21 protein-coding genes are annotated in these 18,486 nt (G+C 67.8%); 11 read left to right on the plus strand and 10 right to left on the minus strand.

Annotated elements, in window-relative coordinates; all coding sequences use genetic code 11:
* The first annotated feature begins 38 nt into the window (after positions 1-38).
* Genes NI2_RS00530 through NI2_RS00545 form a run of 4 tightly spaced genes read left to right on the plus strand, consistent with a single transcriptional unit; the run spans position 39 to position 1,962 of the window.
* A complete protein-coding gene (locus NI2_RS00530) occupies positions 39-470 on the plus strand; it encodes an SRPBCC domain-containing protein (RefSeq protein ID WP_067484516.1) in 432 nt (143 codons plus the stop codon).
* The gene (locus tag NI2_RS00535; protein ID WP_067484519.1) at positions 460-789 is read left to right on the plus strand and encodes an ArsR/SmtB family transcription factor; all 330 of its coding nucleotides are present in this window, start codon (positions 460-462) and stop codon (positions 787-789) included. Before NI2_RS00530 ends, NI2_RS00535 begins: the two co-directional genes overlap by 11 nt.
* Positions 790-809: 20 nt before the next feature.
* Entirely contained in the window at positions 810-1,316 is a 507-nt protein-coding gene (locus tag NI2_RS00540; protein ID WP_067484522.1) for an SRPBCC family protein, read from the plus strand.
* 28 nt (positions 1,317-1,344) lie between these two features.
* The gene (locus NI2_RS00545) at positions 1,345-1,962 is read left to right on the plus strand and encodes a maleylpyruvate isomerase family mycothiol-dependent enzyme (protein ID WP_067485800.1); all 618 of its coding nucleotides are present in this window, start codon (positions 1,345-1,347) and stop codon (positions 1,960-1,962) included.
* A gap of 143 nt (positions 1,963-2,105) precedes the next feature.
* Here the strand turns inward: NI2_RS00545 and NI2_RS00550 are convergent, their stop codons facing one another.
* The 3 genes from NI2_RS00550 to NI2_RS00560 all read right to left on the minus strand — a co-directional run bounded on the left by NI2_RS00550 (position 2,106) and on the right by NI2_RS00560 (position 4,168).
* Positions 2,106-2,900, minus strand: coding sequence for a thioesterase family protein (locus tag NI2_RS00550; protein ID WP_067484526.1), 795 nt, complete (start codon positions 2,898-2,900; stop codon positions 2,106-2,108).
* Between the two features lie 42 nt (positions 2,901-2,942).
* A complete protein-coding gene (locus tag NI2_RS00555) occupies positions 2,943-3,155 on the minus strand; it encodes a hypothetical protein (RefSeq protein WP_067484529.1) in 213 nt (70 codons plus the stop codon).
* A gap of 155 nt (positions 3,156-3,310) precedes the next feature.
* A complete protein-coding gene (locus NI2_RS00560; protein ID WP_067484531.1) occupies positions 3,311-4,168 on the minus strand; it encodes an MmyB family transcriptional regulator in 858 nt (285 codons plus the stop codon).
* Between the two features lie 87 nt (positions 4,169-4,255).
* On the opposite strand from NI2_RS00560, the gene NI2_RS00565 reads away from it, so the two are divergent.
* The 3 genes from NI2_RS00565 to arfB all read left to right on the plus strand — a co-directional run bounded on the left by NI2_RS00565 (position 4,256) and on the right by arfB (position 5,954).
* A complete protein-coding gene (locus tag NI2_RS00565; protein ID WP_067484533.1) occupies positions 4,256-5,014 on the plus strand; it encodes an SDR family oxidoreductase in 759 nt (252 codons plus the stop codon).
* Between the two features lie 50 nt (positions 5,015-5,064).
* On the plus strand, positions 5,065-5,274 hold the full coding sequence (locus NI2_RS00570; RefSeq protein WP_067484536.1) for a tautomerase family protein: 210 nt from the start codon (positions 5,065-5,067) through the stop codon (positions 5,272-5,274).
* 251 nt (positions 5,275-5,525) lie between these two features.
* Complete coding sequence (gene arfB, locus NI2_RS00575) at positions 5,526-5,954, plus strand: alternative ribosome rescue aminoacyl-tRNA hydrolase ArfB (RefSeq protein WP_067484539.1); 429 nt, start codon at positions 5,526-5,528, stop codon at positions 5,952-5,954.
* Positions 5,955-6,360: 406 nt separating this feature from the next.
* Here the strand turns inward: arfB and thiC are convergent, their stop codons facing one another.
* The 7 genes from thiC to NI2_RS00610 all read right to left on the minus strand — a co-directional run bounded on the left by thiC (position 6,361) and on the right by NI2_RS00610 (position 15,425).
* Positions 6,361-8,013, minus strand: coding sequence for a phosphomethylpyrimidine synthase ThiC (thiC, locus tag NI2_RS00580; protein ID WP_067485802.1), 1,653 nt, complete (start codon positions 8,011-8,013; stop codon positions 6,361-6,363).
* Between the two features lie 177 nt (positions 8,014-8,190).
* Positions 8,191-10,446 (minus strand): MMPL family transporter, encoded by a 2,256-nt coding sequence (locus NI2_RS00585; protein WP_067484542.1) that lies wholly within the window; start codon positions 10,444-10,446, stop codon positions 8,191-8,193.
* A gap of 150 nt (positions 10,447-10,596) precedes the next feature.
* The gene (gene fahA / locus NI2_RS00590) at positions 10,597-11,742 is read right to left on the minus strand and encodes a fumarylacetoacetase (RefSeq protein WP_243749822.1); all 1,146 of its coding nucleotides are present in this window, start codon (positions 11,740-11,742) and stop codon (positions 10,597-10,599) included.
* A 38-nt stretch (positions 11,743-11,780) separates the two neighbouring features.
* Positions 11,781-12,974, minus strand: a complete 1,194-nt coding sequence (locus NI2_RS00595; RefSeq protein WP_067484545.1) for a homogentisate 1,2-dioxygenase — start codon at positions 12,972-12,974, stop codon at positions 11,781-11,783.
* 57 nt (positions 12,975-13,031) lie between these two features.
* The gene (locus NI2_RS00600; RefSeq protein ID WP_067484548.1) at positions 13,032-13,847 is read right to left on the minus strand and encodes an exodeoxyribonuclease III; all 816 of its coding nucleotides are present in this window, start codon (positions 13,845-13,847) and stop codon (positions 13,032-13,034) included.
* A 44-nt stretch (positions 13,848-13,891) separates the two neighbouring features.
* The gene (locus NI2_RS00605) at positions 13,892-14,845 is read right to left on the minus strand and encodes an N-acetylglutamate synthase, CG3035 family (protein WP_067484551.1); all 954 of its coding nucleotides are present in this window, start codon (positions 14,843-14,845) and stop codon (positions 13,892-13,894) included.
* Positions 14,838-15,425, minus strand: a complete 588-nt coding sequence (locus tag NI2_RS00610) for a peptide deformylase (protein ID WP_067485806.1) — start codon at positions 15,423-15,425, stop codon at positions 14,838-14,840. Before NI2_RS00610 ends, NI2_RS00605 begins: the two co-directional genes overlap by 8 nt.
* 181 nt (positions 15,426-15,606) lie before the next feature.
* On the opposite strand from NI2_RS00610, the gene napA reads away from it, so the two are divergent.
* The 4 genes from napA to NI2_RS00630 all read left to right on the plus strand — a co-directional run bounded on the left by napA (position 15,607) and on the right by NI2_RS00630 (position 18,457).
* A complete protein-coding gene (gene napA, locus NI2_RS00615; RefSeq protein ID WP_067484553.1) occupies positions 15,607-15,909 on the plus strand; it encodes a nucleoid-associated protein NapA in 303 nt (100 codons plus the stop codon).
* 42 nt (positions 15,910-15,951) lie between these two features.
* Positions 15,952-16,515, plus strand: a complete 564-nt coding sequence (locus NI2_RS00620; protein WP_067484555.1) for a LytR C-terminal domain-containing protein — start codon at positions 15,952-15,954, stop codon at positions 16,513-16,515.
* A gap of 88 nt (positions 16,516-16,603) precedes the next feature.
* Positions 16,604-17,302, plus strand: a complete 699-nt coding sequence (gene sodC, locus NI2_RS00625; RefSeq protein ID WP_067484557.1) for a superoxide dismutase[Cu-Zn] — start codon at positions 16,604-16,606, stop codon at positions 17,300-17,302.
* 12 nt (positions 17,303-17,314) lie between these two features.
* A complete protein-coding gene (locus tag NI2_RS00630; RefSeq protein WP_067484560.1) occupies positions 17,315-18,457 on the plus strand; it encodes a glutamate--cysteine ligase in 1,143 nt (380 codons plus the stop codon).
* Positions 18,458-18,486 lie beyond the last annotated feature (29 nt).

The raw sequence follows: 18,486 nt of genomic DNA on the forward strand, positions 1-18,486 counted from the left end.
GATAGCAACCAACCGGTTGCGACACAGGAGGAAGCGCCATGGGATTTCCCGATCAGATCGTGCGAACCGTAGAACTCGCCCACCCGCCCGCCAAGGTATGGGCGGCGATCACCACCGCCGAGGGGCTCGCGAGCTGGTTCGGCAATACCGCCGAGATCGACCTGCGACCCGGCGGGGACATGCGGATGACATGGAACGAAGGCATGGCAGCCGACATGCGCGTGGAGCGGGTCGAGGAGCCGACCGTCTTCGGCTACACCTGGCCCATCAACGGCCTGCCCGACGACGACCCGCGCCGCACCTACGTCGAATTCCGGCTCGAACCGACCGGCGCGGGCACCCGGCTCACCGTGGTCGAATCCGGCTTCGCGCAGCTGCCGGAGACCGCGCACAAGGAGGCCTTCGAGGGCAATGTCGGTGGCTGGAAGAGCGAGCTGGGTGAGCTCGTCGAGTACCTCGATGCGGCCTGAGACCGAGGCAACCGCCGAACGGGTCTTCGTCGCGCTGGCCGATCCGAGCCGTCGCGCGGTCCTCGCCGCGCTGGCCGCCGACGGTCCGGCCACCGCGACCGACCTCGCCGATCGCCTGCCCATCACCCGGCAGGCGATCGCCAAACACCTTGCCCTGCTCGCGGACGCGGGCTTGGTGATCGCGGAACCCGGTGAACGGCGTCGCGTGCGCTACCGCCTCGATTCCGCCCCCATGCGGGTGGCCCAGCAGTTCCTGGCCGCCCTGTCCCGTGACTGGGACGGTCCACTCGACGCGCTCCGCCGCCACCTCGACGGCTGAGCCGAGCATAGGAAAAAGCCATGAGCGACTTCACCGCGACGATCACCGTGCACAAGACCCCGGCGGAAGCCTTCGCCGCCATCAACGACGTGTGGTCGTGGTGGTCGGAGACCGTCGAGGGCACCTCGGGAACGGTCGGCGACAGCTACCGTTTCGAGGTCCCCGGCATCCACCGCTGCACCATGACCACCACCGAATCGATTCCCGGCAAGCGCCTGGTGTGGCACGTCACCGACTCCCACCTCGCCTTCATCTCCGACACCGCCGAATGGGAGAACACCGACGTCGTCTTCGACATCACCGAAACCCCCGCCGGCACCGAAATCCGTTTCACCCACGTGGGTTTGGCGCCGGAGGTCGAATGCTACGAGGTGTGCGCGAATGCCTGGGGCGCCTACATCACCACCAGCCTCCACGGCCTGCTCACGACCGGAAAGGGTGACCCGTTCCGTCGCACGAGCACCGGCGAATCGGAACTGATCAAGCACGGGAACGCCGAACTGGTAAACCTCGACGCCCTGCGCTGATCACCGTGTGGCCGGTACGTTCGATGCTGTGCACGAGCATCCGGACGAAACCTTTGTGAGCGCGGCGGCGAGCTTCGCCGCCCTGGTCAGGAAGATCCCCGCCGACAGCTGGGCGGGGCCGGGATTGGGTGAGTGGGATCTGCGATCGCTGGTGGGTCACACCTCCCGCTCGCTCACCACCGTCACCGCCTATCTCGAGCAGCCCGCCGAGGTCGAGGACGTGGCGAGCCCGCAGGAGTACTACGCCATGGCGAAAGCCTATGCGGCGCGGGCGGGTAGCGAGGCGATCGTGCGGCGCGGACGCGACGCGGCCACCGAACTCGGCGACGACCCCGCCGCGGCGATCGACGCCCTGGCCGCCGCCGCGACCGCCGCTGTCACCGGCGCCGAAGATCGGTTGATCACCGTCATCGGTGGGCTCGGCATGCGGCTCTACACCTACCTGCCCACCCGGACCTTCGAGTTGGCCGTGCACAGTCTCGACATCGCCGCCGCGACCGGCCTGAGCTGCGAGCTACCCGAGGATGTGCTCACCGAGGCCATCGTGCTGGCCGCGCGCACTGCGGTCCACCTCGGCGACGGGGTATCGGTGCTGTCGGCATTGACCGGCAGAACGACCCTGCCCCAGGGCTTTTCCGTGGTCTGACGAAGCCTTGCGGCACGTTCGCAGCGAGCGGCGTGATGTGGGTGCGTCGCGGCGTGCGGGGTGGGTCGGCACCGGATGCGACCGGATGTCCGCACCGAATGTCAACGCGTGGGCCAAAGCGGCTGCGCGCTGCCGAAAGTGTCCTATCCGCGTGGTGCGATCAACAGGGTCTGGGTGCTGCGACCGATCGGGCCCGTCTCGTCGAACAGCGCCGATTCCGCGAGGCCGATGCCGTGCGGTTGCGGGTGGGTCACCGCATCCAGGCACACCCACTCGCCGACCGGCTGACGATGCAGGGTGACGGTGAGATCGGTGTTGATGAACAGGTATTTCGACCAGTCGAGCACCGCGCTCACTCCGTTACCCGAATCGGCGGCGGCCAGGGCGCGTTCCAGCGGGCTCGGGGCGGTGCCCGCGACGATCGGATACTTCAATTTGATCCAGCAAACGGCGGGGCCGGGGGCCGCGAATGACCCTGTGCTGAAACGGTATTCGATTCCGGTGTGGAACCCGACCCGCTGATTCGACGGGAACGTCCCCGGCTGCGCGTCGGCAGGCAGCGGCCTCGTGCCGCTCGGCAGAAACTCCGGCGGCAGATCCAGCGGCGGCTCCGACAGCTTCAACCGCCACGCCACCGCCCGCATCACCGGCCCCCGCTCCGCCGACAACGTCGCCTCGATCAACTCGACGCTACGCCCCGACCGCACCACCTCGGCCCGCACCGTCAACGGCGCCAACGGCACCGGCCCGAGGATCTCCACCGCCACCCGCCCGACCTGAAACCCGTCACGCGGTTCACACCGCTCGATGACATGGCCGAGCAGCGCCGACGGCGGCCCCGCGTGCTGCGCATCCGGCGACCAGGGGCCGCGGGTGAGCTCGGTCGACTCGAAGCGATTCGGGTCCGTCGGGTCGGGGAGATAGAACGCATCGGCCATATCGCCGACGCTACCGCAGGCCGTAGCGGGGATGGTGCGCCGTTAGGCGGAGCCGCTGGTCACCAGGGTGAGCAGGTCGAGCAGCGGGCGAATGGGGCAGGGGTTGATATCGGTCGACGTGCAACCGATGGAGGACGACCCGGAATCGGCGATCGACAGCGGCGAGGCCGCCTGAGCGGTACCGAGCGGTGCGGCGAGAGACAGGGCGGCGGCCGCGAGGGCCCCGGCGAAGACACGTTTCGTCCGAACAGACATGCCAGAACCCTAGTGATCGCCTGGAATAGGGAAAGCCCCCGAAACCCAGGGGGTGGCCGTTAATAGGGATGAGCGTGAGCGAACTCCAACTTGGGGACAAAATGCGCGGTGCTTATGAATCGGTCCAGGGCGTGCTGGCTGGGCCCCTGCACCGGTCACCGGAGGTCGGTGAATTCCTGTGTGCCGACCACGGTGAGCAGGTCCAGCTTGTTCGCGCTGTCGGTGCCGACGGCTGGGGTGAACCAGAGCAGCCGTTGCCGGCCGTCTTCGCTGAACAGATTGAGGCAGTTGACTTCGATCAGGCCGAGCGCCGGGTGATTGATACGTTTGCGGTCGTTTCGACGGAATGCCACCTCGTGAGCCGTCCATATCGCCGCGAACTCGGCCGAGCAGCTCAGTAGCTCGGAGATGAGCGAAGCCGCCTCGGAATCCGCGGCGGAGCGACGGCCCGCGGCGGCCCGCAGATCGGCGACGAACGCGCGAGACTGGGTCTCGTGGTCGCTGTCGGGATAGAGCCGCCGGGATACGGGATCGGTGAACCATCGGTACACAAAGCTCGCCCCCATGCCCTGTCGGCCGGTTTGATCGCCGAGCAGCGCGACGGCCAGAGCATTCTGCACCAGCGTGACGTGCAGGTCGGTGATCACCTGGGCGGGCGTCGCGACCAGCCGGGTGAGTAGGTCGACCATTCCCGGATGGACGTGCGAACTCGCGGTGCCGGCGCGTGGCACCGGACGGTCGGCGAGGTGATAGATGTGGTCACGTTCGTCTGCGGTCAGCCGCAACGCGCGCGCCAGCGCCGCCAGCATCTGTTCCGACGGCTGCGACCCGGCCCCGCGCTCGAGCTCGTTGTAGTAGTCCACCGAAGCTCCGGCGAGTTGGGCCACCTCGTCGCGACGGAGTCCGCGCACGCGCCGTCGTGGCCCGGACACGAATCCGACCTCTTCGGGCCGGATGCGCTCGCGCCGTGACCGCAGGAACGCACCCAGCTCGGCATACTTCGCGACGCTCATGACATCCAGTCTGCGGTATGCCGGGCCCGCGACACAGGGGATGACGTCCCCTCGTACCCGCCGCCCGAGCCGCCGATAGTCGAGAACATGACATCCACCGACACCGCATCGGGAAAGGCCGCACAGGTTGCCGTCGTCACCGGAGGTTCCCGCGGCATCGGGCTGGCGATCTCGCTCGAGCTCGCGGCCCGTGGCAGCACCGTCGTCGTCAACTATCGGGACAACGCCGCCGCGGCCGAGGAAGCCGTGGCGACCATCTCCGCGACGGGTGGCACCGCCATCGCGGTCCAGGCCGACGTCGCCGACGAAGACGCCGTCTCGGCACTGTTCGACCGCGCCGAGGCCGAATTCGGCGGCGTCGACGTCGTCGTCAACTCCGCGGGCCGCCTCGCCCTGTCCACCATCGCCGACCTCGATCTGAATGTTCTCGACGCGATTCACCGCGTCAACATCCGCGGCACCTTCGTCGTTGCCCAGCAAGCCGCGCGGCGGCTGCGCGGCGGCGGCTCGTTCGTGAGCTTGTCGACCTCCGTGGTCGGTGCCCAGTTCCCCACCTACGGCGCCTATGCCGCCAGCAAAGGCGCCGTAGAAGCGGTCACGCTGATCCTGGCCAGGGAACTGCGTGGCCGCGACATCACCGTCAACACCGTGGCTCCCGGCCCGACCGCCACCGCGATGTTCCTGGACGGGAAGACCGAGGAGCAGATCACAGCGCTGGCCGAGAATTCGCCGCTCGAACGCCTGGGCACACCGGAGGACATCGCCCGCGTGGTCGCCTTCCTCACCAGTCCCGAGGGGCACTGGATCAACGGCCAGATCGTGCGCGCCAACGGCGGCATGATCTGACGCCGAGACCGCCGCCATCGCCGAATATCACACCACCTGAGGAGATCGTTATGCCGTTCGCCAACTTCAAGGTCCCCGCTGGAACCATCGACAACGAGGACAAGCGGAAGATCGTGGAACGCACCACCGAGCTGTATGTCGAGATCTACGGTGAACGCGCTCGCGCGACCACCGTCGTCCTCGTCGACGAGGTCGTCGACGGCGGCTGGGGAGTCGGCGGCAATGTGCTGACCGCCGAAATGCTCAACGGCAACACCTGATTCATTCGTACGGAGCGCTGTCGACGCGGATCTGCCGGTGCGCACCTCCGGTCCGGAACGGACAGTGCGCAGCAGCGGCCGCGCCGAGCCCGAGAGGGAGAAACGCAGCACAGGCACACCCGAAACGCGCGCATACAAGGTCATCGTTATCGTGAACGACAAGGTCACCATTCAGCTACTTGGGATAGTGGACTCGCGAATCCCGAGCGCGCTCGGCATCGCCAACACCGACGGAAAGACGGCATCGGATCATGGCGGAAGACCTGACCGTGACTCGGACACTGGTGATACCCGCATCCGAGTTGCGCGAGCGGTTCTCACGCTCGTCCGGCCCGGGCGGGCAGCACGTCAACACAACCGACAGCCGGGTCGAGCTGTCGTTCGACCTCGCCAACTCGCCTTCCGTGCCGGAGTGGCTGCGCACCCGGATGCTCGATCGCCTGGCCACCCGCCTGGTCGACGGGGTGCTCACGATCGCCGCTTCGGAGCACCGCGCACAGTTGCAGAACCGCGCAGCCGCCCGCGAACGCCTGACCTCGTTACTGCGTGCCGCCGCTGCCGCCCCGCCACCCGTCCGCCGCCCCACCAAGCCGTCGCGCGGCGCGAAAGAACGTCGCATCGCCGCGAAGAAGCGGCGCGGCATCACCAAGCGAAACCGCCGCGCGTTTCCCGACGACTAGGCCGTGTGTCGAAGTGGTGAGCAGGACGCGGACGCTCGCGAGGTATCGGACAGCGCCTGGAATAGGGAAAGCCCCCGAACCCAGTGGGTGGCGGCAGGAAGGGCGGGAGGCGCGCGATATTTCGGAACAGGTGCGGCAGAAGCTCCAGCTCGGACCGGAGCAGTTCGCGAACCTGGAACAGCTTGTCGGCGTGCGGAATTCGGCGGGTGAGCCGATCGCGTGTGACAGCCGCTTGTGGCCGCAGTTCGAGTTCCGGGCTGTGTCGCTGGGGTCCGGGATGATCGGGGACGCGCGTTATGTGCGGAAAGTAGGCGCCCCGGCGCTTGTAACTGGGGTTCGACCAGCTCTGATCGGACATCGTCCGACGTCAACGCCCGCCCCGATTGTGGGGCGGGCGTTGACGGGGTCAGGAGACGACCGGGAGGTAGACCTGGTTTCCGTGGTCGGCGAACTCGGCGGATTTCTCGGCCATGCCCGCTTCGATGGCGGCGACGTCGGTGAGGCCTTGTTTTTCGGCGTATTCGCGGACGTCGGCGGAGATGCGCATGGAGCAGAACTTCGGGCCGCACATGGAGCAGAAGTGGGCGGTCTTGGCGGGTTCGGCGGGCAGCGTTTCGTCGTGGTATTCGCGGGCGGTGTCCGGGTCGAGCGAGAGCGCGAACTGGTCGTGCCAGCGGAATTCGAAACGGGCCTTGGACAATTCGTTGTCGCGGTCCTGGGCGTGGGGGTGGCCCTTGGCGAGGTCGGCGGCGTGGGCGGCGATCTTGTAGGTGATCACTCCGACCTTCACGTCGTCGCGGTTGGGCAGGCCCAGGTGCTCCTTGGGGGTGACGTAGCAGAGCATGGCGGTGCCCGCCTGGGCGATGATCGCGGCGCCGATGGCCGAGGTGATGTGATCGTAGGCGGGCGCGATATCGGTGGCCAGCGGGCCGAGGGTGTAGAACGGAGCCTCTTCGCAGAGTTCTTCTTCGAGGCGGACGTTCTCGACGATCTTGTGCATCGGCACGTGGCCGGGGCCCTCGATCATCACCTGCACGCCATAGGATTTCGCGATCTTGGTGAGCTCGCCGAGGGTGCGCAGTTCGGCGAACTGGGCCTCGTCGTTGGCGTCGGCGATGGAGCCGGGGCGCAGGCCGTCACCGAGGGAGAAGGTGACGTCGTACTTCGCGAGGATCTCGCACAGTTCCCGGAAGTGCGTGTACAGGAACGATTCCTGGTGATGGGCAAGACACCACGCGGCCATGATGGATCCGCCGCGCGAGACGATGCCGGTGACGCGCTTGGCCGTGAGCGGGATGTAGCGCAGCAGCACGCCCGCGTGCACGGTCATGTAGTCGACACCCTGCTCGCACTGCTCGATGACGGTGTCGCGGTACAGCTCCCAGGTGAGCTTGGTCGGGTCGCCGTTCACCTTCTCCAGCGCCTGGTAGATCGGCACCGTGCCGATCGGGACCGGCGAATTGCGCAGGATCCACTCGCGGGTCTCGTGGATGTTCTTGCCGGTGGACAGGTCCATGATGGTGTCGGCGCCCCACCGCGAGGCCCACACCATCTTCTCCACCTCTTCGGCGATCGACGACGACACCGCCGAGTTGCCGATATTGGCGTTGATCTTCACCAGGAACTTCTTGCCGATGATGGTCGGTTCGAGTTCGGGGTGGTTGTGGTTGGCCGGGATCACCGCGCGCCCGGCGGCGACCTCCTCGCGCACGAGTTCGGCCGAGACGCCCTCGCGGGCGGCGATGAAGCGCATCTCGTCGGTGACGACGCCCTGGCGAGCCCAGTGCAGCTGGGTGGGCGGGCCGTCGATCTGCGGCTTGGTCCATTCGTCGCGCAGTTTCGGCAGACCGGCCTCGAGGTCGATCACCGCGTTGTCGTCGGTGTAGGGCCCCGAGGTGTCGTAGACGTCGAAGTGGTCTCCGTTGGTGAGGTTGATCCGGCGCACGGGAATGCGCAGGCCGTCGACCTCCTTGTAGTGTTTGACGCTGCCCTGGATGGGTCCGGTGGTGACGGTGTCGACTCCGGCGGTGTTGCCGTTCGACGACGTGGCTGTGCCCATGAACAGTCCTCCCTACGCCGGCATTACCCGGTCAGGTTCATACGGTCGACGGCCCTGATCGCCCGGAAAAAGGGCTAGCCGTCCTCTCAGCCCGCTGGTGCGAGCCCCCGTGTTGATGTGGAATTCTCCGCCGCCGACGATACCCGCCGGGCGGGGCGACCCGCCCGGCGATCGGGTTTATGCGGAGGTCTTCTCGAGTGTCGGATGTGCGGCCGGGAGGTCGTCGTCGGCCTCGTGCAAACCGAACCTGTTGTGCAGCTTCGCGAGTGGCTTGGGTGCCCACCAGTTCCAGGTGCCCATCATCCGCATGAGCGCCGGTGCGAGCAGACCGCGGATGACCGTCGCGTCGCTGATGACGGCGAGCGCGCAGCCGAGCCCGAACAGCTTCATCATCGACACACCGGAGGTGGCGACGCCGAGGAACACGATGCTCATCAGCAGCGCGGCGGCGGTGAAGATGCGCCCGGTGCGGGCCACACCCATCGCGACCGCCTCGGTATTGCCCTCGGTGGTCTTGGGCCCGGCCAGCCACTCCTCGCGGATGCGGGAGAGCAGGAACACCTCGTAGTCCATGGACGCGCCGAAGGCCAGGCTGAACATGAGGATCGGCATGGCCAGGTTCAGGGTGCCGGTGGCCTGGAAACCGAGCAGCCCGGACAGGTGCCCGTCCTGGAAGATCCACACCATCGCCCCGAAGGTGGCCGCCAGCGACAGGATATTGAGCACGAGCGCCTTCACCGGGAGCACGACACTGCCGGTGAACAGGAACAACAGCACCAGCGTGGTGATCGCGATCAGGGCACCGGCCAGCGGCAGCTTGCCGGTGATGGCCTCGACGGAATCCTGGTTCAGCGCGGCGGGACCGGTGACGAGGGCATCGGTGGGCGCGGGCACCGCACGCAGCGTGTCGAGCTGGTCGCGGCCCGCGTCGGAGTAGGGGTCGAGCCGGGTGGCGACCGACAGGTACGCACCCGCCGACGGGTCCGACATCTCCGGCACACCCGCCGCCACCCGCAGGCCGTTGCGGTACACGGCCGCGCTGCTCAGCACCGCCGGTACGTCGGGCACCGTGGACAGCTCACGTGCGTACGCGTCCAGCTCTGCCGGGCCGCCCCGGAATTCGCGCAGCACGATGGTCGCGCTCGACGCCATGTCGGCGTCGAATTCGGTGCGCAGTACGTCGCCGACTTCACGGCTGGCGACTTCGGTGGGCAGCGAGCGGTCGTCGGGGTAGCCGAACTGCACGCCGAGGAACGGTGATCCGAGCAGCAGCAGGAACGCGGTGGTCGCCAGCGCGATCGGCAGCGGCCGCTTCATCACCGCGGTGACCAGGCGGTACCAGAAGGTCTGGCGCGGCTGCTTCTCCTGGCGCGGCGCCAGCCGGAACAGTTTGCGCAGCGGGGTGCGCAGGTCGCCGGCGTCGATGCGGTGCCCGACAAGCATGAGCAGCGCGGGCAGCACAATGACGGCGGCAGCCGTGGCCGCGGCGACCACCGCGATACCGGCGTAGGCGAAGGATTTGAAGAAATACTGCGGGAACACCAGCAGCGCCGACAGCGACAGCGCGACAACCAGTGCCGAGTACACCACGGTCCGCCCGGCTGTCCGGATCGACCGGATCACCGCCTCGGTGGGTGTGGATCCGCCGGTGAGTTCCTCGCGGTAGCGGCTCACGATGAACAGGCTGTAGTCGATGGCCAGCGCCAGACCGAGGGCGGTGGTCATGTTCAGCGCGAAGATCGACACATCGGTGACGGCGGTGAGTACCCGCAGAATGCCGAGTGCGGCAGCGATCGCGAACAGGCCGATGACCACCGGCAACGCGGCCGCGACGAGACTGCCGAACACCAGCGCCAGCAACAGGCCCGTGATGGGGATGGCGATGGCCTCGGCCAGGATCAGGTCCTTGCTGATCTGGGTGTTGATGTCGGAGAACGTGGCGGCCAGACCGCCCGCCTCGATGGTCACCGGCCCCTCGTTGTCCGCCAGTGCCTCGGTGATCTTGCCCGCCCGGTCCGGCAGTTCGGCGTCGTCGCCCTCGATGCTGGCGAGGATGAGCGCGCGGTTGCCGTCCTTGCTGCGCAGCGCCTGCTTCAGGTCGGGCCGCGAGGTCCAGTACGACTGCACCCCGCTGACCTCGGGATAGGTGCGCAGCGCGGCCACGGCGGCATCGGCGGCGGCGCGGGCGTCGGGGGAGTCGACCGACACCGGGTCGGTGACGAGCAGGACATAATTCGGTTCGCTACCGGGGAAGTGCTCGCTCAGATACTGACTGGCCCGCACCGAATCGAGATCCTCGGTGACGAATCCGCCCGATTTCATGTTCGAGTGCACGGTGGCGCCGATCGCGCCGCACAGGACCATCAGCAGCAGCGCGACCGCGACAACCAGTCGCGGTCTGCCGACAGCGATACGGGCGATTCTCGTCAACATCCTCGGCACCCTCTGTTAGAAGTATCGAGGTGTCACCGTATCCCGGCAACATTTCCACCCGATACCGCCTCAGGGCGGACGCCGACGGAGTACCATCTCCGCCCCTGGGTGGATGCCTCGGCCGCAGAGGTGCCGACTACCTGTCTCCCCTCATGCCTGGCGCGCGGGCAGGATCCGTCCGCTGACCTCGCCCAATCCGATGGGGCGCCCGGCGGTGCCGAGGGCGGTGGCGGTGATGGTGACTTCGTCGCCGTCGGCGAGGAACGTTCGGGTTTCCTCGACCACGGAGATGGGTTTTCTTCCGCCCCAGGACAATTCGATGAACGAGCCGCGCTGGGTCGGTTCCGGACCCGAGATGGTGCCGGAGGCGAACAGGTCGCCGGGGCGGATCGAAGCGCCGTTGGCGGTGAGGTGGGCCAGCATCTGCGCCGGTGACCAGTACATTCGTGCGTACGGCGGTCGGCTGACGACGTGCCCGTTCCACGACACCGCCAGGTCGATATCGAGCCCGTGGTCGGCGGTCCCCCGCAGGTACGGCAGCGGTTCCGGCTCCTGGGTCGGTAGCGGCATCCGCGCCTGTTCCAACGCGGCCAACGGGGTGACCCACGCCGACAGCGAAGTCGCGAAGGACTTCCCGAGGAACGGTCCGAGCGGCTGGTACTCCCAGGCCTGGATATCGCGCGCGGACCAGTCGTTCACCAGGGCGACCCCGAAGACGTGCTCGGTGAAATCGTCGACACCCACCGGAACGCCGAGTGTCGACCCGGTGCCGACCACGAACCCCAATTCCGCCTCGATATCGAGCCGCTGTGACGGGCCGAATTCCGGTGCACTCGAATCGGTCCGGCGTTGCCCCTGTGGCCGGATCACCGGGGTTCCGGAAACCACGACGGTGCCCGCCCGCCCGTGATATCCCACCGGCAGATGACGCCAATTCGGCAGCAACGGTTCACTGTCGGGCCGGAACAGCCTGCCAAGATTCGTCGCGTGGTCGATGCTCGCGTAGAAATCGACGTAATCGCCGATCGTCACCGGCAAGGCCATCCGCACCGAACGCATGGGATGCACGACCTCGACCGGCAACGCGGTATCGGCTGATTCGCGCAACCGCGCACGAACAGCGCCCCACCGAGCGGGCCCGGCGGCGAGAAAGGCATTGAGATCGGGGCGGGCGAAGACCGGATCGCCGAGCAGTGCGGCGAGATCCAGGACCATATCGCCGAGACGCACACCGACCCGGAAGGATTCACCCGGCGGGGCGAATACCCCGTAGGGCATGTTCTCCGGCCCGAACAGCGAGTCCGGCGCCACTTCGACGCGAAGCAACCGCCCGCTCACCGCGGCCCACGCCCCGACCAGGTCCACGCGTATCCGGGATCCTCGCAGGCCAGCGCACCTTCACCGAGCTGCAACGGCCGGAAGGTATCCACCATCACCGCCAACTCGTCGAAGAATTCGGCACCGATACTGCGCTCGTAGGCGCCGGGTTGCGGCCCGTGCGCGTAGCCGCCGGGATGCACCGACACCGAACCCTGCGCGATCCCGGAACCCTTGCGCGCCTCGTAGTTTCCGCCGCAATAGAACATGATTTCGTCGGAGTCCACATTCGAGTGGTAATAGGGCACCGGAATCGAGAGCGGGTGGTAATCCACCTTGCGCGGCACGAAATTGCAGATCACGAAATTGGCACCCTCGAATGCCTGATGCACCGGCGGTGGCTGATGCACCCGCCCGGTGATCGGCTCGAAATCGGCGATGTCGAAAGTGAACGGATACAGGCACCCGTCCCAGCCGACCACATCGAAAGGATGAGTGGCATAGGTCAACCTGGTGCCGATCACCTCCGCTCCGGCGCGATGTTTGACCAGCACCTCCACATCGGTGCCCTCGGCGAGCAACGGTGTGGTCGGTCCGTGCAGATCCCGCTCGCAGTACGGTGAGTTCTCCAGCAGCTGACCGAATTTCGACAGGTACCGCTTGGGCGGGGTGATGTGGCTCGACGCCTCGATCACATACGCGCGCAAGGGTGCTCCACCCGTCGGCAGCCAGCGGTGCGTCGTCGCTCGCGGCATGAGCAGCTGGTCGCCCTGGTGCACCGGCACCGTGCCGAACACGCTCTCCACCACCGCCGCACCGGATTCCACGTACACCAGTTCGTCGCCGATGGCATCGCGGTACAGCGGCGACGCCGCCTCGGCGACCACATACGAGATCCGCACATCGGCATTCGCCAGCAGCAGCCGCCGGCCCGTCACCGGATCGGTCGCGGCGGGTGTGTCGCCGGGGAACAGGTCGGGCAACCGCAGATGACGGTGGCGCAGTGGATGATTCGGTGTGAGCGACTGATCGCCCAGCTCCCACACCGTCGAGTCGACGATGGCGGGTGGCAGGCCCCGGTGATAGAGCAGCGAGGAGTCGCCGGAGAACCCCTCCTCGCCCATGAGCTCCTCGTAGTAGAGGTTGCCCCGCTCATCGCGATGCTGCGTGTGCCGCTTGGGCGGCACAGCCCCAACACACCGGTAGAACATGCACAACCTCCCGCGGGTCGGATATTCCTGACCCCACGGTACCGCTGTGGATAAGTCTCAGTCGGTGAACTCGGCGATCACGGGAGCGTGGTCGCTGGCGCCCTTGCCCTTGCGTTCCTCGCGGTCGACGAGGGCGTCCTTGGTGCGGTCCGCCAGCGCGGGCGAGGCGAGGACGAAGTCGATGCGCATGCCCTCCTTGCGGGGAAAACGCAGCTGGGTGTAGTCCCAATAGGTGTAGACGCCGGGGCCGGGCGCGAACGGGCGCATCACGTCACGGAAGCCGGTGTCGAGCATCGCCTGGAAGGCGGCGCGCTCGGGCGCGGAGGTGTGGGTCTTGCCCTCGAAGAGCTTCGGATCCCACACGTCGTCGTCGGTGGGCGCGATATTCCAGTCGCCGACCAGGGCGATCTGGGCCGAGGGGTCCTCGGTGAGCCAGCGGGCGGCATCGGCGCGCAGCGTCGAGAGCCATTCGAGTTTGTAGGCGTAGTGCGGGTCGCCGAGCGAGCGGCCGTTGGGGACGTAGAGGCTCCACACCCGCACCCCACCGCAGGTCGCGCCGATCGCCCGCGACTCGACCACCGGCGAGTCGAGCAGCGAGTCGCCCGCGTTCTTGTCGAAACCGGGCTGATCGGGGAACGCCACCTCCACGTCGTCGAGCCCGACCCGCGACACGATGGCCACACCGTTCCACTGATTGAGCCCGATATGGGCCACCTCGTACCCGGCCGCCTCGAACTGCTCGAACGGGAACTGATCGTCGCGGCACTTGGTTTCCTGCAGCGCGAGCACGTCGATGTCGTGGCGGTCGAGCAACGCCGTCGCCCGGTCGACGCGGGAGCGGATCGAGTTCACATTCCAGGTGGCCAGACGCACGTGCGAGGTCCTTTCCGGGTGGTATCTACCGAGGTTACCGGGGGTTATCCCTGCGGCGCGGCGTAGCGATACGAGTGGTGTTCGATGAAGCCGAGTTCGCGGTAGAGGGCCAGTGCGGTGGCGTTGCCGACTTCGACTTGGACGTAGGCGTGAGTGGCGCCCTGGTCGGCGCCCCAACGGATCAGCTCGGCGCAGACCAGGGTGGCCAGGCCGTTGCGGCGGTGCGCGGCGGCCACGGCGACGCAGGTGAGGCCGACCCAGCGCCGGCCGTCCGGCGCCGTCGTCACCGCGCCGCGCCCGATGGCGAGGGCTTCGGGCACGCCGAGGGTGGCGAAGCCGACGGTGCCGTCGAGGACGGAGGTGAGTACGTCACGGTCGGGTTCGCGAACGACCGGATCGAGCGGGATCTCGCCACGGTAGCGGTGGGTGCGCAACCAGCCCTCGTCCGGTCGCGCGGCGATGCGAACCATCGAAGGGCCCTGGGGCAGCACGAAGTTCGAGATGTCCAGGCCGAGCACCACGGTCTCGCTCCAGCTGTTCCAGCCGGGCGGAACCGGGGCGAGCCGGTCGGGTAGTTGCAGCAGCAGCGGCAGACCGCGCACGGTGTACCAGTCGGCGATCCGGTGCATCGTCTCGATCGACAAGGTGGCGGGCACGCCCGACTCACCGAGCGGCACAGCCGAATTCGCCCGGCCGGTGTATCCGTTGCCCGCGCGGACCAGCCAGCCGTCGATCCACGTGTGCTCGACACCGGGCCAGCCGCCTGCCGCCGCTGTCTCCAGCGAGCGGATCTCCTTGGTCCGAATCGGCCTCGGCCCCAACGCCTTCAGCGCGACGACCCGATCCGGCGCGACCGAAACCACCTCGCCCTCGGCGGTGCGCACCGAGGGCGGAGTCATCGACACCAGCTCGCCGATCACATCGGTGAGCGGTTGTGGATAACCCGCGGGCAGCTGATACCGCATCACCACCCGGCGGCCGAGAGGGATTTCAGTCATTGCCGAAGGGGTCCGGGACAGTGCCCGGCACCCAGCTCAAACCCGGCTTGCCCCAACCGTTTCGCTTGATCGCCTTCTTGGCGGCGCGGGCGTTGCGACCGATCAGCACGTCGACGTAGAGGAAGCCGTCGAGGTGGCCCACCTCGTGCTGCAGCATGCGCGCGAAGAACCCCGTGCCCTCGATGTCGACCGGTTCACCGTGCTCGTCGGTGCCCGTGACGCGCGCCCAGTCGGCGCGGCCGGTGGGGAACTGCTCACCGGGCACCGACAGGCAGCCCTCTTCGTCGTCGTCGGGATCGGGCATGGTCTCCGGGATCTCGGAGGTCTCGAGCACCGGGTTGACGACGGCGCCCTTGCGGCGGATCTGGTTGCCCTCGGCGTCGAAATCGGGGCAGTCGTAGACGAACAGCCGCTTGCCGACCCCGACCTGGTTGGCCGCGAGGCCGACACCCTTGGAGGCCTCGAGCGTTTCATACATGTCCGCGATCAGCCCGGCCAGCTCCGCCGGGGTCTCCGTCACCGGGGCGGTAGCGGTGTGGAGAACGGGGTCACCGACGATCACGATCGGGAGAATTGCCATGGTGGCCATTATCGCCGCAGGATCGCCCGCGCGAGCGGCGGCCCCTGTGCGCCGCGACACTCCTACTGGCCCGCAGTCAACACGCCGGGGCAGCGGTCGAAGGATCGGGCGGGCCCATGGTTGAATGATCCGCGACGTGCAAGCGTCATTTTCATCTCGTGATACTCGGCGAGGGAGCAAGATGGACGGCGCAGCGGCTCGGCACATCCCCCAGGATTCGGCCGACGATGGCTCCGGTCTCAGTCGGCGTGAACTCGACATCCTCGACTTCGAACGCAAATGGTGGAAGTACGCGGGCGCCAAGGAAGACGCGATCCGCGAACTGTTCTCGATGTCGGCCACCAGGTACTACCAGGTGCTCAATGCCGTCGTCGACAAGGAAGAAGCACTCGCGGCCGACCCGATGCTGGTCAAGCGACTGCGCCGGTTGCGCGCGAGCAGGCAGAAGGCCCGCGCCGCCCGCAAACTCGGGTTCCAGGTCTGAGATGCGAGCGACATCGCGGCCGATGCGACTAGGGTTGCGCGGGTGAGCAACCCGAATCCCACCCCCGGCGGCCCACCGCTGCGCGCGCTGGCGATGGTGTTGATCGCGCTGGCCATCGTCTTCGCCGGCCTGGGTGCGATGTCGTTGTCGAATTCCGGTGCCGAGGCGGCCGATCCGGTCGAGCAGACCGAGACCACCACCTCGAGCGCGGTGGCGCAGGCCCCGGCGACCACGGCCGCCCCGACCACCACCAGCGCGGCCGCCGCCCCGACGACGACAACCACCGTCGCGCCGACGACCACGACCACGACCACCACGCAGGCCGCGGCGACGAGCGACAAGGACATCCCCGTCCGCGTCCTGAACAACAGCCTCGTCGCGGGTCTGGCGGCGCGCACCGCGAGCGAACTCGGCGCGGCGGGCTGGACCAATGTGAGCACCGGCAACTACAGCGGTTCGAACCTCACGACGACCACGGTGTACTACGGCACCGCACCGGGCGAAGAGGCCGCGGCCGCCGAGATCGCCGCGCAGGTCGGCGGAACCGTTGCCCCGAAGACCGCCGACGCCACGCCCGGTGTCGTCGTCGTCCTGACAGGACGCTGAGCCGGCACGGCACGCGGTGCCGCAGGGCGTGTTCGCGCTGTGGCATCATCTTCAGCGGTACTGCCCCAGTCCGATAAGGAGTCCCCTGATGGCCACGTCGTCCACTCGTCGCCCGTCCTGGCGCATTGTGACCCCGGTTGTCGCGGTCGCCGCGTTCGGGCTCGCCGCCTGCACCAACAGCCAGGAGTCGAGTGACGTCAAGGGCACCACGCCGCCGGTGTGGACCGGCTCGTCCGCCCCCGCGGGCGGTGGCGAGGACCACGGCACCGGCCATCCGGCTCCCTCTGCCTCCGGCGAACCCGGCGCGCACGGTGGCGACCACGGCGCCTCGACCGGCGGTCTGAAGGCCGAGCTGAAGAACAGCGCGGGCGCCGGTGTCGGCACCGCGACCATCGTCGCCGAGGGCAACCACCTGGTCGTCACCATCGAGGCGCAGGGTCTGACCCCCGGTTTCCACGGCCTGCACTTCCACCAGAACGGCACCTGCGAGGGCGACTTCACCTCGGCCGGTGGGCATCTGCAGGTCGGCGGGGCCACCGCGCACCCGGCCAGCGGCGACCTCACCTCCCTGCAGGTCGGTGCCGACGGCTCGGCCAAGCTGGTCACCCGCACCGACAGCGTCACCCTCGACAACATCAAGGGCAAGGCCCTGATCGTGCACGCGGGTGCCGACAACTTCGGCAACATCCCGCCGCGCTACACCCGGGAAGGCGGCACCGGCCCGGACGAGACCACCCTGTCCACCGGTGACGCGGGTGCCCGAGTGGCCTGCGGCGTCGTCGGTTAGCGAGACCCGCTGATGGCCGGGGCAATTCAGCCGGTGCCGTTTCGCGGTTCGCCCCGGCCGACAATCGGCATCGAATGGGAGATCGCGCTCGTCGACAAGGTCACGCGCGATCTGTCCAACACCGCCTCGGCGGTGTTCGACGCCGTCGGCGACCTGCGCGCCCACGACGGGACGCAGCAGGTCACCAAGGAATTGCTGCGCAATACGGTGGAATTGGTCACCGGTGTGCACGAGACCGTCGGCGGCGCGGTCGAGGACCTGCGCACCACGATGGACGCCGTGCGGCGCGCGGCCGACCCGCTCGGTGTCGACCTGTTCTGCGCGGGCACGCATCCGTTCGCCCAGTGGTCGGCCCAACAGCTCACGCGCTCACCGCATTACGACGAGCTGATCGAGCGCACCCAGTGGTGGGGCCGTCAGATGCTCATCTGGGGTGTGCACGTGCACGTGGGAATCTCGCACCGCGACAAGGTCTTTCCCATCCTGAACTCGCTGCTGCTGTCGTACCCGCATCTGCTCGCGCTCTCGGCGTCCTCGCCGATGTGGTCCGGCGACGACACCGGTTACGCCAGCAACCGCGCGCTGATGTTCCAGCAGTTGCCCACCGCCGGACTGCCCTTCCAGTTCGAGAACTGGCGCCAGTTCGAGGGTTTCGTGCACGACCAGATGAAAACCGGTGTGTTCGAACAACTCGGCGGCATGCACTGGGATATCCGGCCCGCGCCCAAATGGGGCACCATCGAGATCCGGGTGTGCGACGGGCTGTCCAGCCGCGCCGAACTCGCCTCGGTGGCCGCGCTGATCCACTGCCTGGTCGTCGATCTGGAACGTAGGCTCGACGACGGCGAAGACCTGCCGACCCTGCCGCCCTGGCATGTGCAGGAGAACAAATGGCGGGCCGCGCGCTACGGACTCGACGCCATCGTGATCGTCGACGACGCGAGTAATGAGCGTTTGGTCACAGACGATCTGATGAACCTGCTCACCCGGTTGGAACCGACCGCGCGCCGTCTCGGCTGCGCCGACGAGCTCGCCGCCGTGGCCGAGATTCCCCGCCACGGTGCCTCCTACCAGCGTCAACGCCGGGTTGCCGCGCAATCTCAGGGTGATCTTGTCGCGGTGGTCGACTCGCTGGTACGCGAGCTCGATCAGTAGCGTTCAACTACCCAGCCCGGTGGCGTTAA

This window comes from Nocardia ignorata NBRC 108230, from assembly GCF_001612905.1.
In the GTDB taxonomy this organism is placed as follows: Bacteria; Actinomycetota; Actinomycetes; order Mycobacteriales; family Mycobacteriaceae; genus Nocardia; species Nocardia ignorata.

Excerpts from the sequence above, each read along its gene's own strand:
- NI2_RS00605 (WP_067484551.1), bottom strand. The coding sequence starts at position 14,845 with ATGACTGAAATCCCTCTCGGCCGCCGGGTGGTGATGCGGTATCAGCTG.
- NI2_RS00560 (WP_067484531.1), bottom strand. The coding sequence starts at position 4,168 with ATGAGCGTCGCGAAGTATGCCGAGCTGGGTGCGTTCCTGCGGTCACGG.
- thiC (WP_067485802.1), bottom strand. The coding sequence starts at position 8,013 with ATGGGCACAGCCACGTCGTCGAACGGCAACACCGCCGGAGTCGACACC.
- sodC (WP_067484557.1), top strand. The coding sequence starts at position 16,604 with ATGGCCACGTCGTCCACTCGTCGCCCGTCCTGGCGCATTGTGACCCCG.
- NI2_RS00550 (WP_067484526.1), bottom strand. The coding sequence starts at position 2,900 with ATGGCCGATGCGTTCTATCTCCCCGACCCGACGGACCCGAATCGCTTC.
- NI2_RS00565 (WP_067484533.1), top strand. The coding sequence starts at position 4,256 with ATGACATCCACCGACACCGCATCGGGAAAGGCCGCACAGGTTGCCGTC.
- NI2_RS00585 (WP_067484542.1), bottom strand. The coding sequence starts at position 10,446 with ATGTTGACGAGAATCGCCCGTATCGCTGTCGGCAGACCGCGACTGGTT.
- arfB (WP_067484539.1), top strand. The coding sequence starts at position 5,526 with ATGGCGGAAGACCTGACCGTGACTCGGACACTGGTGATACCCGCATCC.
- NI2_RS00540 (WP_067484522.1), top strand. The coding sequence starts at position 810 with ATGAGCGACTTCACCGCGACGATCACCGTGCACAAGACCCCGGCGGAA.
- napA (WP_067484553.1), top strand. The coding sequence starts at position 15,607 with ATGGACGGCGCAGCGGCTCGGCACATCCCCCAGGATTCGGCCGACGAT.
- NI2_RS00630 (WP_067484560.1), top strand. The coding sequence starts at position 17,315 with ATGGCCGGGGCAATTCAGCCGGTGCCGTTTCGCGGTTCGCCCCGGCCG.
- NI2_RS00570 (WP_067484536.1), top strand. The coding sequence starts at position 5,065 with ATGCCGTTCGCCAACTTCAAGGTCCCCGCTGGAACCATCGACAACGAG.
- NI2_RS00535 (WP_067484519.1), top strand. The coding sequence starts at position 460 with ATGCGGCCTGAGACCGAGGCAACCGCCGAACGGGTCTTCGTCGCGCTG.
- NI2_RS00610 (WP_067485806.1), bottom strand. The coding sequence starts at position 15,425 with ATGGCAATTCTCCCGATCGTGATCGTCGGTGACCCCGTTCTCCACACC.
- NI2_RS00530 (WP_067484516.1), top strand. The coding sequence starts at position 39 with ATGGGATTTCCCGATCAGATCGTGCGAACCGTAGAACTCGCCCACCCG.
- NI2_RS00555 (WP_067484529.1), bottom strand. The coding sequence starts at position 3,155 with ATGTCTGTTCGGACGAAACGTGTCTTCGCCGGGGCCCTCGCGGCCGCC.
- NI2_RS00595 (WP_067484545.1), bottom strand. The coding sequence starts at position 12,974 with ATGTTCTACCGGTGTGTTGGGGCTGTGCCGCCCAAGCGGCACACGCAG.